A 13,746-nucleotide genomic window follows, 5' to 3' on the forward strand; every position below is an offset into this window, starting at 1 on the left:
CTGTCTTGTCTGGTGCGCTGGGCGTCTGAATACCTCTGGGGTCACTGTATGACTGGGGGATTAGCTCAGCTGGGAGAGCACCTGCTTTGCAAGCAGGGGGTCGTCGGTTCGATCCCGTCATCCTCCACCAATCCTCAATGCGTAGGGTTCTGTGTCAGGTACACAGAGCGTTGTGCATTGGCGATTGAGCCAGTCAGTAAGGATACGCGGTTACAGCAATCGCGCTATCGGCTGAACGTTCTTTAACAATCAGGAAGAAGTAGTAAAGAGATTCACGAAAGTGTACTTAGAGATGGGTACATGAGTAGGTGAATCAGGGTTGTGATTGTATCGATGTATTTTTAAGTGATCGAAAGATTGCTTTGGAATACGGCGCAACACGAATACTCAACCTGTAACGATTGTGAATCGACAGAGACACACCCGTTATAGGGTCAAGCGAACAAGTGCATGTGGTGGATGCCTTGGCGATCACAGGCGATGAAGGACGCGGTAGCCTGCGAAAAGCTACGGGGAGCTGGCAAACGAGCTTTGATCCGTAGATGTCCGAATGGGGAAACCCACTCCGTATGGAGTATCCATGACTGAATCCATAGGTCATGTGAAGCGAACGCGGTGAACTGAAACATCTAAGTAACCGCAGGAAAAGAAATCAACCGAGATTCCCAGAGTAGTGGCGAGCGAAATGGGAGCAGCCTGTACTCTTTATCTTCATTGTTAGTCGAAGGCTCTGGAAAGTGCCGCCATAGCAGGTGATAGCCCTGTAGACGAAAACAGCGAGGAAGAACTAGGTGTACGACAAGTAGGGCGGGACACGTGAAATCCTGTCTGAAGATGGGGGGACCATCCTCCAAGGCTAAATACTCGTGATCGACCGATAGTGAACCAGTACCGTGAGGGAAAGGCGAAAAGAACCCCGGGAGGGGAGTGAAACAGATCCTGAAACCGCATGCATACAAACAGTCGGAGCCTCGTAAGGGGTGACGGCGTACCTTTTGTATAATGGGTCAGCGACTTACATTCAGTGGCAAGCTTAACCGATTAGGGCAGGCGTAGCGAAAGCGAGTCCGAACAGGGCGTTCAGTCGCTGGGTGTAGACCCGAAACCAGGTGATCTATCCATGGCCAGGATGAAGGTGCGGTAACACGTACTGGAGGTCCGAACCCACTAACGTTGAAAAGTTAGGGGATGAGCTGTGGATAGGGGTGAAAGGCTAAACAAACCTGGAAATAGCTGGTTCTCTCCGAAAACTATTTAGGTAGTGCCTCGTGTATCACCTTCGGGGGTAGAGCACTGTCATGGTTGTGGGGTCCATTGCGGATTACTACGCCATAGCAAACTCCGAATACCGAAGAGTGCAATCACGGGAGACAGACATCGGGTGCTAACGTCCGGTGTCAAGAGGGAAACAACCCAGACCGCCAGCTAAGGTCCCCAAATATGGCTAAGTGGGAAACGAAGTGGGAAGGCTAAAACAGTCAGGAGGTTGGCTTAGAAGCAGCCATCCTTTAAAGAAAGCGTAATAGCTCACTGATCGAGTCGTCCTGCGCGGAAGATGTAACGGGGCTAAGCCATATACCGAAGCTGCGGATGCACATTTATGTGCATGGTAGGAGAGCGTTCCGTAAGCCTGCGAAGGTGCACTGGAAAGTGTGCTGGAGGTATCGGAAGTGCGAATGCTGACATGAGTAGCGATAAAGGGGGTGAAAGGCCCCCTCGCCGTAAGCCCAAGGTTTCCTACGCAACGTTCATCGGCGTAGGGTGAGTCGGCCCCTAAGGCGAGGCAGAAATGCGTAGCTGATGGGAAGCAGGTTAATATTCCTGCACCATTGTTGAATGCGATGGGGGGACGGATCGCGGAAGGTTGTCCGGGTGTTGGAAGTCCCGGTCCTTGCATTGGAGAAGGCGCTTTGGCAAATCCGGGCGCGTAATTCAAGGGTGTGAGGCCAGTCACTTCGGTGACGAAGCAATCGGAAGTGGTTCCAGGAAAAGCCTCTAAGCTTCAGTTCAACAAGACCGTACCGCAAACCGACACAGGTGGGCGAGATGAGTATTCTAAGGCGCTTGAGAGAACTCGGGAGAAGGAACTCGGCAAATTGGTACCGTAACTTCGGGATAAGGTACGCCCCTGTAGCTTGACTGGCCTGCGCCAGGAGGGTGAAGGGGTTGCAATAAACTGGTGGCTGCGACTGTTTAATAAAAACACAGCACTCTGCAAACACGAAAGTGGACGTATAGGGTGTGACGCCTGCCCGGTGCCGGAAGATTAAATGATGGGGTGCAAGCTCCTGATTGAAGTCCCGGTAAACGGCGGCCGTAACTATAACGGTCCTAAGGTAGCGAAATTCCTTGTCGGGTAAGTTCCGACCTGCACGAATGGCGTAACGATGGCCACACTGTCTCCTCCCGAGACTCAGCGAAGTTGAAGTGTTTGTGATGATGCAATCTCCCCGCGGCTAGACGGAAAGACCCCATGAACCTTTACTGTAGCTTTGCATTGGACTTTGAACCGGTCTGTGTAGGATAGGTGGGAGGCTGTGAAGCGTGGACGCCAGTCTGCGTGGAGCCATCCTTGAAATACCACCCTGATCTGTTTGAGGTTCTAACCTTGGTCCGTAATCCGGATCGGGGACAGTGCATGGTAGGCAGTTTGACTGGGGCGGTCTCCTCCCAAAGTGTAACGGAGGAGTACGAAGGTACGCTAGGTACGGTCGGAAATCGTGCTGATAGTGCAATGGCATAAGCGTGCTTAACTGCGAGACCGACAAGTCGAGCAGGTGCGAAAGCAGGTCATAGTGATCCGGTGGTTCTGTATGGAAGGGCCATCGCTCAACGGATAAAAGGTACTCTGGGGATAACAGGCTGATACCGCCCAAGAGTTCATATCGACGGCGGTGTTTGGCACCTCGATGTCGGCTCATCTCATCCTGGGGCTGTAGCCGGTCCCAAGGGTATGGCTGTTCGCCATTTAAAGAGGTACGTGAGCTGGGTTTAAAACGTCGTGAGACAGTTTGGTCCCTATCTGCCGTGGGCGCTGGATATTTGAAGGGGGCTGCTCCTAGTACGAGAGGACCGGAGTGGACGAACCTCTGGTGTACCGGTTGTCACGCCAGTGGCATCGCCGGGTAGCTATGTTCGGAAGAGATAACCGCTGAAAGCATCTAAGCGGGAAACTCGCCTTAAGATGAGATATCCCCGGGGCTTCGAGCCCCTTGAAGGGTCGTTCAAGACCAGGACGTTGATAGGTCAGGTGTGTAAGCGCAGTAATGTGCTCAGCTAACTGATACTAATTGCCCGTAAGGCTTGATCCTATAACAGGTGTGTCTCGACCAGCGTTGGCGCTTCAGCGCCTACACTGGTCCGATCCCCGAAGGGGATGCGCTTGAACTCCCAGTGAGTTCGCGCCAGACACCCAGGTTGAGAGATCAGTGTTGTGCCAGAAACAACACAACCCGCACGTGCTGAACGTGCAAAACGAGAGGCATCCTCTCAACTACTTCTTCCAGATTGGCTGTGCCGCCCCAAAGGCGACCCAGCAACCCGTCAAAGCCTGATGACCATAGCGAGTCGGTCCCACCCCTTCCCATCCCGAACAGGACCGTGAAACGACTCCACGCCGATGATAGTGCGGATTGCCCGTGTGAAAGTAGGTAATCGTCAGGCTCCCCAGCAGCACCAGAAACCCCACCCCAGCAAAGGTGGGGTTTCTGCGTTTACGCGGCGAAAAAAACATCTAGGCAAACAAATCGTCGTCAATCGACGAAAAACGGCTCGAAGCTGTTCGAGCCTATTCATTCAGTCGAGCAACCGGGCGACAATTAGGCCCGCTTTCGCGTCGCAAACTGATCCGGCAGCCCCGCGGTAAAACGGTCGAGCCGCTCACTGACCTCGGTAACTGCCCAAAGCGGAGCGCGGTGCAATTGCTGGTCGTAGTTGGTCGCGATCTGTGCAAATATCGCGAATCCGTTTTCATCGAGCATCCATCTACCGGTATCTCGTCCGGTGTCGAATACCTTGGCTATCGCGCGCTCGGCCTCGCCAAGTTGCTCGCCAGTCGCTGAGCCGAAACCCGATTCGGCCAGAAAACCCGTCAGCAGCATTACTTGCGTCAACGTCTGAGCATCGCCTATCCCGCCGTCGCCTCGTCGCAACGCGTCTAGCGCCAGATGCACGCGCAAGGCGAGATCGTCGGCGGTTTGGCGTGCCATCGGCAGCAGCATCGCCTTGGCATGCCGGGCGCGTGCCGCGCCGGTATTTCGGGAAAACGGAATAGGTTGCGCCATGAAGGTCCAGTGAACGAGCTGTGCAGATGCAATAACGGCGCGCGCGTCAAAAGGTTGAGCCCTCTTGCCGTTAGCCGTCGACTCCCTTGGGCACCGTCCCCGCCAACCCAACGACAACCGTCTTGAAAAGCCGAAGTTGAATCAACATCCTTGACGCGGCCAACCGCTGTTGCCCACGCTCGTTGTGACGCAACTTGTGGGCCGATCGCCTCAGGTTGACCGCGTCGTTTACGTTAGCGTCATCGCCCCCTGGCGCCTACGCATCCCATCGGCGGCGTCGGCGGCAGGAGGCGACAAAGCAGGTCGCAACGCTTATTGCGAGCGCTCGCGATTGCGCCACGACGCTTCAACCGATCACTCCTCGCGAACCCGCATCACGAGCCTCGACGCCCCGTGTACGTGATTTCGTCGTCGCTTCGCAGACATATGCCCATGTAATCCAGGCACGTAAGCTGGCCCACGCAGCCCATGCGACTCACGCAAACTGGGTGACTCACGCAACCCACGCAACCCACGCAACCCACGCAACCCACGCAACCGACGATCCCTCGCGACTAGCTTTGCCACCAACGTCGGCCGGCAGCCTCGACCAACACTCACAGCGCCGACGCCGCCGCCAACCCCGGCAACCAACCCCATCACTCCCCCGCATCACTCCCGTCTGCCTCCGCCTCCACGGGACCAGCACTTCGCGCCCGCACCCGGCGGCGGATCTCCGAGTCGAGAATAAGTCGCCCGCGCAGTTTCCCCTTCATCCGTTTCACGTAACGCGGCGCCTCGGTCATATGGACCGTCATCAGCTCGCGCACCTTGTCGACGTCACGCTCACGCGCCGCCTTCGTGATCGCCTTGTGAATCTTGACGTTGGCTTGGCCGAACCGCTCGTGCTCGGCCTGAGGCGTATCGTTACGAAACTCGATGAGCTGCCGGATCATCTCGTTGATCAGCTCGCAACTGAAACGCAGGAACGGATTCGGGTTAGCCGCCGCCAGAATGTCGTGGAAGTTCACGTCCTCCTGGCGTTGCCGGACGATGTCCTGCCCGCCGTGCGCCGAAGCTGGCCGATCGCAGCAAGCAATGCTCGCCTCCAGCGCTTCGAAATCCTGTTCTGTCAGGTGCGGGACGGCGCCTGCCGCGAGTTCCGGCTCAAGCAGTTTGCGCACGGTGTAAATGTCGTCGATCGAAACGTCCTTGAAGAACAGATAGTTCTGCAGAAGCTGCAACGTCCGATCGAGCGGCACTTCCACGACCATGCCGCCGCCGGCAGGGCCCGTCGTCACCTTGATGAGCCCTTGAACTTCGAGCGACTTCAGCGCCTCGCGAATCGTGCTCTTGCTCACCGAGAAGAGTTGCTGCAACTCGACCTCGCGTGGCAGGCGATCGCCCGGCTTCAGGTCCTTTTCCGTGATCAGTCGCTTGATTTCTTCCGCGACCAGGTCGCCGCGCTTTTGCTGCTTGATCTCAATCGCTGCGCCAGCCTTGGTTCGATCCATGGCCATCTTCATGCTCCCATTTGTGTACTGCACCATCGGCGTTGCGCCGGCGCCCACTGCGTCGCAAGCAAACCTGCCGCGCTGCCGCCAGGAATTTTGCCTTATTGACACCGGAATTTATTGTACCTACGATCGGATTCAACCTATTTATCATGATAAATAGAACAAAGCCGATGTGGTGGAAAGTTCACCGTGGCCAGCAAGCTTTCACAGTCGTTCAGTGCGTGTCTCTTCCAAGGAGCGTCATTTTGAATCGCCGAAATATGTTGAAGCTGGCCGCGTTGTCGGCCGTTCCGGGCTCGCTGGGGTCGCTCGTCGCGCGCAGCGCCTTCGCGCAGGCAGGCAGCGTGCAGTTCGCCTGTCCGGTGCCGATGTCAGGCGCGTTCGCCGCCAACGGCAAGTATGCAGACCTTGGTATGAAGCTCGCCATCGAACAATATGGCAAGGTTCTCGGCGAACCGCTCGCCTATTCGGTGCTCGACACGGAAGGCAAGCCGGCAACAGCAGTACGCCGCGTTCAGGAAATCGCGCAACAGAAAAATGCTCGATTCTTTGCAGGCGGTATTTTGTCCTCCGAATCATTGGCGATGGGCAAGGAAGTCCAAAAAGCCGGCGGCGTCTTCATCACCACAGCGGGTGCGGACGAGATCACTGGGAAAGACTGCAACGATGCGACCTTCCGCTGGTCGGTGCCCACGTATGGCGCAATTGAACAGACCGTGCGTCCGCTGATCCAGATGATGCCGAAGGCCAAACGCTGGTACACGATCACGCCGCAATACGTGTTCGGCGACGGCCTGTTGTCCGCCGCAAAAGCCGTCTTCAAGGAGAAGGGCATCGAGCACGTGGGCAACAGTTATCACTCGCTGAACGAAAAAGAGTTCAGCGGTTATTTGACGAACGCAGTCTCCGCCAAGCCGGACGTGTTGCTCATCCTCAACTTCGGTTCGCAATCTTCCGACACGCTGCGCCAGGCGGTGAGCTTCGGCATGAAGAACAACTGCACGATTCTGCTCGCGTGGGCTTCCGGTCTCGAGCAGTTCGAATCGCTCGGTGCGGACTTGTGCGACGGCGTGTATTTCGGCGCACAGTATTGGCACGCAATCGACTCGCCGCTCAACCGCGATCTCGTCAAACGCACGCAGGCGGCCTTCAAGACGAATCCGAACTACAGCCTGGCGGGCTCGTACATCTGCACGAAGATTTTGCTGGACGGCATTGTGAAGGCCGGCAACGTCGATCCGAAAAAAGTGGTCGCCGCGCTCGAAGGCATGAAATACGATGGTTTGACAGGACCCGAAGAGGTTCGCAAAGGCGATCATCAGGTACTGAAGAACTATTATCTGTTGAAGGGCAAGGCGAAGAGCAAGATGAAAAACGCCGACGACTACGCGGATATCGTCAGTTCGGGGCAATCGTTTCTGCCGCTCGACAAGACCGGTTGCAAGCTGGCGTGATTCGCGCAGGCGCCGCGGTGTCTCGCACACCGCAGCACGTACACATGCGAGCGCATGAGAGCACGAAGCGCACGCACAAGCATAGGCAGTGAATTTCGCCAATTCCTCACACGGACGCCATGAACGTTTATCTCCTGCAGATCGTCAACGGCATCGGGGTCGGGATGCTGTATTTCCTGCTCGCGGTGGGCTTGTCGATCGTGTTCGGCCTCTTGCGCTTCGTGAACTTTGCGCACGGCGCCTTCTATCTGCTCGGCGCCTACTTCTGCTATCAGGCGATGCAGTGGTCGATGAGCTTCTGGACAGCGCTGATCGTCGTGCCGGTTGCGGTCGGCGCCTTGGCATGGGTCGTCGAAAAGCTGATTTTGCGGCACGTCTACGCGCAGCAGCACGAGTTCCATATTCTCGTGACCGTGGGCCTCGCGCTCGTCGTGCAGGAATGCGCGATCCTCGTGTGGGGGCCGCTCGGTGACAATGTGGCCGTTCCCGACATGCTGAACGGCGTGGTGATCTGGGGCAGTTTTGTTTATCCCAAGTACCGTCTGTTTGTGATCGGCTTCACGGCAGTGCTCGCGACGCTACTCTGGTGGGTGCTCGAGGGCACACGTCTTGGCAGCGCGGTGCGCGCCGGCAGCGAGTCGACGGAGATGGTCTCACTGCTCGGCATCAACGTGTTGCGGGTGTTCAGCCTCGTGTTCGCGCTCGGTGCCGCAACCGCCGCGCTCGCCGGCGTGCTCGCCGCGCCGATTCGCGGCGTCGATCCTTTCATGGGCATAGAGGCACTCGGCGTCGCTTTCGTCGTCGTGGTGGTGGGCGGCATGGGCAATTTTCTCGGCGCGCTGGTCGGTGGCCTGCTGGTTGGCATCGTGCAAAGCGTCATGAGCACGCTGTGGCCCGAAGGCGCGCGCTTGATGATTTACGTCGCGATGGCGGCCGTCCTTCTGCTGCGGCCCAATGGCCTACTCGGGAGAGCCGCGTGATCGATACTTCGAAAGCCGCCGACACGAAAGCAGTTCCGCGTGCATCGCAGCCCGTTCTGCGACACGCGCTGCATCGCTATCGGTTCCTGTTGCTCGCGCTGCTCGTCGTGTGCATCTTGCCGCTAACGTTGCGCTCCGGCTCGCTCGCGACAGAAGTGCTCGTGTTCGCGCTCGCCGCATTGGGCTGCAATCTTCTGCTCGGCCACACGGGACTGCTGTCGTTCGGGCAGGGCATTTTCTTCGGACTCGGCAGCTATAGCGCGGGGCTCGTGCTGACCAGGGCCGCGTTGCCGGTGCCCGTCGCGCTGCTGGCGGCAATCGCGATCGGCGCAATCGCGGCCGCATTGGTCGGATGGTTTTCGATCAGACAGCGCGGCACATACTTCGTGATGCTGACGCTCGCATTCGGGCAGCTGTTCTACTTCCTCGCCTACACCACGCCGGACCTGACCGGCGGCGACAACGGACTGCTCGACATTCCGCGACCGGCGCTCGGGTTGGCCGGCAAAGCACTGATTCCGCTCGCTTCCCCGTGGCAGTACTACGGCTTCGTCGCGGTACTTTTCCTCGTCGTGTTCTGGCTGTTGATGCGCGTCTCGCACTCGGTATTCGGCCGCACGCTGCTTGCGATCCGCGACAACGAAGCGCGCGCCGCCGCCGTCGGCTACGACGTCAAGCGTTTCAAGCTGATGGCGTTCGTCATCTCCGGTGCCGTAACCGGACTCGCGGGCGCACTGCATGCGTTGATGACCGGCATCGCGCCCCTGTCCAACATCGATTACCACACGAGCGAAATGATCCTCGTGATGACCGTGATCGGCGGCACCGGCAACCTCTTCGCGTCCGTGCTGGGTGCCGCTTTCTATGTGCTCTTCGCCGACTGGCTCTCGACGTTATGGCCACGCTGGCTGCTGTTGCTCGGCATCGTGCTGATGGCGGTGAGCCTGTACATGCAGCGCGGTCTATGGGGACTCGGCGAGCGCATCTGGCACGCCCTGCGCCGAAATGACAAAGCCGATGCAGACGCAGCAGCCGACGACACCGCAAAGGAGCGCGCATGAGCGAGGCAATTCTGAACGCAAGCGGCCTCGTGAAACGCTACGGTAAATTCACGGCGCTCTCCGAGGTCAATCTGCGCATCATGCCGCGCACCGTGCACTCGGTAATCGGTCCGAACGGCGCGGGCAAGACTACGCTTTTCCATGTGCTCACCGGCACTCTGCCGATCACCGCGGGAACGATTGTCTTCGACGGACACGACGTGACCCACGAGCCCGATCACAAGCGTGTGCGTCGCGGCGTCGCGAGATCGTTCCAGGTGACGAGTCTGTTCGCCAATCTGAGCGTGCAGGAAAACTTGCGGCTCGCTGCGCAAGGTGTCGACTCCGTGCGTGCGCTCAATGCATGGACGCCGCCGCGCGGCGCACTGGCTCACACCGAAACCGTCGACGACATACTCGAACGCCTCGCGTTGCAGCGTTTCAGCAAAGTGTCAGCGGGCGCTCTGTCGCACGGTCAGCAGCGGCGGCTCGAAGTCGGCATGGCACTCGCGGCGCGTCCCAAGGCAATCTTTCTCGACGAGCCGACGTCGGGCATGGGTATCGACGATCTCGACGACATGAAGCAATTGATACGCGGCCTGCGCGAGGACTACACCGTCGTCCTGATCGAGCACAACATGGGCATCGTGATGGACATCTCCGACACGATCACCGTCATGCAACAAGGGCGCGTGCTGGTGGAAGGGCGCCCCGACGAAATTCGCGGCGATGAGCGCGTGCGCAGCGCCTATCTCGGCAACATGATTACCGGAGGCCGCGCATGATTCTCGACGTGCAGCAGATTCACGGCTTCTACGGCAAAAGTCACATTCTGCAGGGCGTTTCGTTGCAGATCGCGGAAGGTGAGACGGTCACGCTGCTGGGCCGCAACGGCGCGGGAAAATCCACCACGCTCAAGGCCATCGCGGGCGTCGTCGCGCCGAAGAACGGCAGCGTGACGTTCAACGGCGCGACCATAAGCGGGCTGCAGCCACATAAGATCGCCTCGCGTGGTGTGTGTTTCGTGCCCGAACACCGCGGCATTTTCCGGTTGCTCACCGTGGAAGAAAACTTGCGACTCGGCGCGCGCAAAGACTCGCCGTGGCAACTCGACGACATCTACCGCATTTTTCCTCGGCTGAAAGAGCGACGTACGAACGGCGGCGGACAGCTGTCCGGTGGCGAACAGCAGATGCTCGCGGTTGGCCGTGCGCTGATGAATCATCCACGCCTTCTGATGCTCGATGAACCGGTGGAAGGCCTCGCGCCGGTGATCGTCGAAGAAATCGTCGCGCAACTCAAACTCATTCGCGAGGCAGGTGTGGCGATCTTGCTCGTTGAGCAGAACCTCGAAGTCTGCACGCAACTCGCGGATCGTCACTACATCATCGAACAGGGCGTGATCGTTTATTCGGGCGACAATGCGTCGTTCGCCGCCGACGACTCGATCAAGGACCGCTATCTGGGCGTCGGCGTTGTCTGAGTCCGCGCCGACTTCACTATGAGGAAGCACTGATGCAAGTTCATGAATCGCAGGCTACCGAGGCAGTGAGTCGTTTGCGCGTCGATGGCGAACGGCTTTGGAACAGTCTCATGCAGCTCGCGAAAATCGGGGCCACCGAGAAGGGCGGCGTCTGTCGGCTAGCGCTAACCGAACTGGATCGCATTGCGCGCGATCAGGTCGTTAGTTGGGCGAAGGAAATAGGCTGCACGGTTCGCGTCGACGCGATCGGCAATATTTTCGCGCGCCGCGCGGGTTTGCGCGACGATCTGCCTCCCGTGATGACCGGCAGCCACATCGACACGCAGCCGACCGGCGGCAAGTTCGACGGCAACTACGGCGTGCTCGCTGGCATCGAAGTGCTGCGCACGTTGGCCGATGCGAACGTTACAACGCTCGCGCCGATCGAGGTGGCGGTCTGGACCAACGAGGAAGGCTCGCGCTTCGTTCCCGTGATGATGGGCTCAGGCGTGTTTGCAGGCGCTTTCACGCTCGAACATGCTCTTGCGCAGCAGGACCGGGACGGCGTGTCCGTGCGCGACGCGCTGACCGCAATCGGCTACGTTGGTGAAAACGCGAAACCGCATACCGTTGGTGCGTATTTCGAAGCACACATCGAGCAAGGCCCGGTGCTGGAAGCAAACGATAAAACTATCGGCGTCGTGCAAGGCGCACTCGGTCAACGCTGGTACGACGTGACCGTGCACGGCATGGAAGCGCACGCAGGGCCGACGCCGATGGAGTTGCGCCGCGATGCGCTGCTGGTCGCCGCCGACCTCATTCACGCCGTGAACCGTATTGCGCTCGATCATGCGCCGCATGGACGCGGCACGGTGGGCTGGGTCGACGTGCATCCCAACTCACGCAACGTGATTCCGGGCCGGGTCAAACTGACGGTCGATCTTCGCGCCGCCGACGACACTACGCTGACCGCAATGGACAGCGCGCTGCGCGGCGCCTGCGCGGTCGCGAGCGAGAAAGCGGGCATCGCGGTTGACGTCGAGCCGGTCGTGTACTTTGCGCCGCAACCGTTCGCGACGGAACTGGTGGCCGCCGTCAAACACGGCGCGGACATGCTGGGCCTCTCGTCAATGGACGTGATCAGCGGTGCTGGCCACGACGCCGTGTATCTCGCGCGCGTCGCGCCTGCCGCGATGATCTTCGTGCCCTGCAAGGACGGTATCAGCCACAACGAAATCGAGGACGCGCGCGCGGATCACCTGGAGGCCGGCTGCAACGTGTTGCTTCACGCCATGTTGCGAGCGGCGCAAGTTGTCCAGACAGCGCCGATGCCGGAGGGGTCGAACGTATGAAGATCCTCATTGCGCGGATGAATCACGAGACGAACACGTTTTCGCCGGTGCCGACGCCGTTGTCCGCTTTCGGCCAGAACGGTGCGAACGCCGGCCCGAGCTTCAACGACGACGCGTTCAACGACAACAAGGGCATGCAAACCGCAATGGCCGCGTTCATCGACGCCGCTGCCCGCGAAGGCGCGCAGATCGTTACGCCGGTGTCGGCGGCGGCCAACCCGAGCGGGCCGGTAGAAGCGGCCGCATACGACGCAATCTGCGACGCAATTCTGGCAGCCGCGAGCGGATGCGATGCAGTGATGCTGGACCTGCACGGCGCAATGGTCGCGGAAAATTCGAATGACGGCGAAGGCGATCTCCTCGAACGCGTGCGCGCGGCATTGCCCAATGCCCCGATTGCCGTCGCGCTCGATCTGCACGGCAATGTCACGCAGAAAATGATCGACAACGCGGACGTAATCGTCAGCTTCAAGACCTATCCGCACGTCGATATGTATGAAACCGGCGCGCACGCCGCGCGTCTGCTGTTTGAGCTGATACATGGCAAGGCGAAGCCGGTCATCGCCTGGCGCCAGCCGCCGTTGCTCACGCACACGCTGCGCAGCGCGACCGCCGAGGGTGCGATGAAGCGTGCCGTCGACGCCGCGCGCGCCGCCGAGGCCGACGGCATGCTCGCGGTCTCGGTGTTGTCCGGTTTTTCGCTCGCGGATATCGCTGCACCGTGTATCAGCGTCGTGGTTGTCGGCAATGGCGAGCGCGCGCAGGCGGAAGCCGTGGCCGAGCGAATCGCGCAACAAATCTGGAACGAGCGCGAGGAGTTCGTCTATCGCAGCGCGCCGCTTGCGGAATCGGTTGCGCAAGCGGCTGCCCTCGCAGAAGACGCCGACAAGCCGGTGCTTCTGCTGGACCATGGCGACAACTGCATGTCGGGCGGCACGTGTGACACGATGGATCTGCTCGAAGAAGCGCTCCGGCAGCATCTGGAAGGCATCGTCACCGGGCCGTTGTGCGATCCGCAGGCGGTGGCCGCATTGATGGCCGCGGGCGTCGGCAGCACGGTGACCATCACGATCGGCAACAAGGTTGGAAGCAGTGCGGTGACGCCGCGCGCTCCCGTCGCAATGACCGGTGTGGTGCGAGCCTTGACCGACGGCGAATATGTGATCAGCGGGCCGACTTACACCGGGCAGCGAGCCCACATGGGGCGCGCCGCGGTTCTCGATACGGGCACGGTGAAACTGGTCGTGACCGAGCACACGCATGAGCCGTGGGACCTGGGCGTGTTCGAAAGCGTTGGTATCGACCCGCGTCTCGCGCGTTTCCTGCTACTCAAATCGCGCATGTATTGCCGTCCGGTTTTCGTGCCGATCTCCGCCGGGCTCGTGGAATGCGATAGCCGGGGCGTGACGAGTTCGGACTACGGCCTGTTCGCTTTCCGGAATATCCATCGCCCGGTCTTTCCGCTTGATGCAAATGCCGAATGGAGCGCGTCGTAATGAGTGGCGCGAGCGTCGACAACAAGAATGCCGTCCGGCTCTTGTACAGTTTCGACAGACTCTCTATAATTCGCGCCTCTACAGGCTCGTAGCTCAGTTGGTTAGAGCACCACCTTGACATGGTGGGGGTCGTTGGTTCGAATCCAATCGAGCCTACCAACGCATCAGTGAGGTGGACGAAAG

9 protein-coding genes, 2 tRNA genes and 2 rRNA genes are annotated in these 13,746 nt (G+C 59.4%); 11 read left to right on the top strand and 2 right to left on the bottom strand.

All coding sequences use genetic code 11. The features are described from left to right. Positions 1 to 54: 54 nt before the first annotated feature. The 3 genes from OH764_RS18550 to rrf all read left to right on the top strand — a co-directional run bounded on the left by OH764_RS18550 (position 55) and on the right by rrf (position 3,663). Positions 55 to 130 (top strand) — tRNA-Ala (locus OH764_RS18550). 302 nt (positions 131 to 432) lie between these two features. Continuing rightward, positions 433 to 3,311, top strand: a 23S ribosomal RNA gene (locus OH764_RS18555). A gap of 238 nt (positions 3,312 to 3,549) precedes the next feature. Next, positions 3,550 to 3,663, top strand: a 5S ribosomal RNA gene (rrf, locus tag OH764_RS18560). Positions 3,664 to 3,818: 155 nt separating this feature from the next. Here rrf and OH764_RS18565 read toward each other — a convergent pair. Both OH764_RS18565 and OH764_RS18570 read right to left on the bottom strand, forming a co-directional pair. Beyond that, positions 3,819 to 4,283: a hypothetical protein gene (locus OH764_RS18565; protein WP_498850261.1), complete on the bottom strand. Its 465-nt coding sequence runs from the start codon at positions 4,281 to 4,283 to the stop codon at positions 3,819 to 3,821. Positions 4,284 to 4,921: 638 nt separating this feature from the next. Next, positions 4,922 to 5,782, bottom strand: coding sequence for a FadR/GntR family transcriptional regulator (locus OH764_RS18570; protein ID WP_498850262.1), 861 nt, complete (start codon positions 5,780 to 5,782; stop codon positions 4,922 to 4,924). Positions 5,783 to 6,024: 242 nt separating this feature from the next. Here OH764_RS18570 and OH764_RS18575 point away from each other — a divergent pair, with 242 nt between their 5' ends. The 8 genes from OH764_RS18575 to OH764_RS18610 all read left to right on the top strand — a co-directional run bounded on the left by OH764_RS18575 (position 6,025) and on the right by OH764_RS18610 (position 13,722). Next, positions 6,025 to 7,233 (top strand): ABC transporter substrate-binding protein, encoded by a 1,209-nt coding sequence (locus tag OH764_RS18575; protein ID WP_498850263.1) that lies wholly within the window; start codon positions 6,025 to 6,027, stop codon positions 7,231 to 7,233. 119 nt (positions 7,234 to 7,352) lie between these two features. Continuing rightward, the gene (locus OH764_RS18580) at positions 7,353 to 8,213 is read left to right on the top strand and encodes a branched-chain amino acid ABC transporter permease (RefSeq protein ID WP_498850264.1); all 861 of its coding nucleotides are present in this window, start codon (positions 7,353 to 7,355) and stop codon (positions 8,211 to 8,213) included. After that, on the top strand, positions 8,210 to 9,274 hold the full coding sequence (locus tag OH764_RS18585; RefSeq protein ID WP_498850265.1) for a branched-chain amino acid ABC transporter permease: 1,065 nt from the start codon (positions 8,210 to 8,212) through the stop codon (positions 9,272 to 9,274). The genes OH764_RS18580 and OH764_RS18585 overlap by 4 nt, the downstream gene beginning before the upstream one ends. Beyond that, positions 9,271 to 10,038, top strand: a complete 768-nt coding sequence (locus tag OH764_RS18590) for an ABC transporter ATP-binding protein (RefSeq protein WP_027780287.1) — start codon at positions 9,271 to 9,273, stop codon at positions 10,036 to 10,038. The genes OH764_RS18585 and OH764_RS18590 overlap by 4 nt, the downstream gene beginning before the upstream one ends. Then, entirely contained in the window at positions 10,035 to 10,736 is a 702-nt protein-coding gene (locus OH764_RS18595; protein WP_088175899.1) for an ABC transporter ATP-binding protein, read from the top strand. Before OH764_RS18590 ends, OH764_RS18595 begins: the two co-directional genes overlap by 4 nt. Positions 10,737 to 10,768: 32 nt before the next feature. Continuing rightward, positions 10,769 to 12,067, top strand: coding sequence for a Zn-dependent hydrolase (locus OH764_RS18600; RefSeq protein ID WP_498850266.1), 1,299 nt, complete (start codon positions 10,769 to 10,771; stop codon positions 12,065 to 12,067). Next, positions 12,064 to 13,563, top strand: a complete 1,500-nt coding sequence (locus OH764_RS18605) for a M81 family metallopeptidase (RefSeq protein WP_498850267.1) — start codon at positions 12,064 to 12,066, stop codon at positions 13,561 to 13,563. The genes OH764_RS18600 and OH764_RS18605 overlap by 4 nt, the downstream gene beginning before the upstream one ends. Positions 13,564 to 13,645: 82 nt before the next feature. After that, positions 13,646 to 13,722, top strand: a tRNA-Val gene (locus tag OH764_RS18610). Positions 13,723 to 13,746 lie beyond the last annotated feature (24 nt).

Source organism: Burkholderia sp. M6-3, from assembly GCF_050858985.1.
In the GTDB taxonomy this organism is placed as follows: Bacteria; Pseudomonadota; Gammaproteobacteria; order Burkholderiales; family Burkholderiaceae; genus Paraburkholderia; species Paraburkholderia caledonica.

What these genes read in the sequence shown, in the direction of transcription:
- OH764_RS18570 (WP_498850262.1), bottom strand. Translation starts at nt 5,782, where the DNA reads ATGGCCATGGATCGAACCAAGGCTGGCGCAGCGATTGAGATCAAGCAG.
- OH764_RS18580 (WP_498850264.1), top strand. Translation starts at nt 7,353, where the DNA reads ATGAACGTTTATCTCCTGCAGATCGTCAACGGCATCGGGGTCGGGATG.
- OH764_RS18600 (WP_498850266.1), top strand. Translation starts at nt 10,769, where the DNA reads ATGCAAGTTCATGAATCGCAGGCTACCGAGGCAGTGAGTCGTTTGCGC.
- OH764_RS18565 (WP_498850261.1), bottom strand. Translation starts at nt 4,283, where the DNA reads ATGGCGCAACCTATTCCGTTTTCCCGAAATACCGGCGCGGCACGCGCC.
- OH764_RS18605 (WP_498850267.1), top strand. Translation starts at nt 12,064, where the DNA reads ATGAAGATCCTCATTGCGCGGATGAATCACGAGACGAACACGTTTTCG.
- OH764_RS18590 (WP_027780287.1), top strand. Translation starts at nt 9,271, where the DNA reads ATGAGCGAGGCAATTCTGAACGCAAGCGGCCTCGTGAAACGCTACGGT.
- OH764_RS18595 (WP_088175899.1), top strand. Translation starts at nt 10,035, where the DNA reads ATGATTCTCGACGTGCAGCAGATTCACGGCTTCTACGGCAAAAGTCAC.